This window comes from Peribacillus sp. P4_C12, from assembly GCF_056402095.1.
The window spans coordinates 1-538 of the sequence record NZ_JBFUIB010001203.1 but is presented as its reverse complement, the minus strand read 5'-3'; the positions used below and the strand labels follow the sequence as shown (position 1 = coordinate 538).

Genomic DNA, 538 nt, shown 5'->3' with positions numbered 1-538 from the left:
CACATATATGCCATCTGTTATGCGTACCTTTGCTCTTTCTCTCGCAATCTCTGTATTAGGGATGGCTGTTGGAACTCTAGTTCCACCATCCTTATTTCTTCCCTTAGCGATTCTGGAAATTGCTATGCTAATTGGCGCTTTTATCATGCGGAAGAAAAAATCTATTGGCTACACATTCCTGTATAGTTTTACGTTAATTTCTGGGATTACCACCTATCCGATTATTGCACACTATCTTGCCACTGCAGGAGCGAATGTTGTGATGTTAGCCGGGGTGACGACAACAGTTGTATTTGGGGGACTAGCTATTTATGCTACAACAACCAAGAGGGACCTTTCTTTCTTAAGAGGAATGTTGTTTGCCGCCTTGCTGGCTTTAGTAGCCATTAGTATTTTTAACCTTTTCTCACCTTTAAGTTCAACAGCAATGCTAATCTTTTCATTTATTGGGATTCTTGTATTCAGTGGATATATTTTATATGATTTTAATCGAATGAAGCATTACGGGGTTACAGCAGAGGAAGTACCACTCATGGCC

The 538-nt window shown here is 40.1% G+C and carries 1 protein-coding gene; it reads left to right on the top strand.

What is annotated here, in order from left to right; all coding sequences use genetic code 11:
* Positions 1-7: 7 nt before the first annotated feature.
* On the top strand, positions 8-538 hold a 531-nt coding region (locus AC1DUW_RS32140; RefSeq protein ID WP_477644624.1), incomplete at its 3' end, for a Bax inhibitor-1/YccA family protein.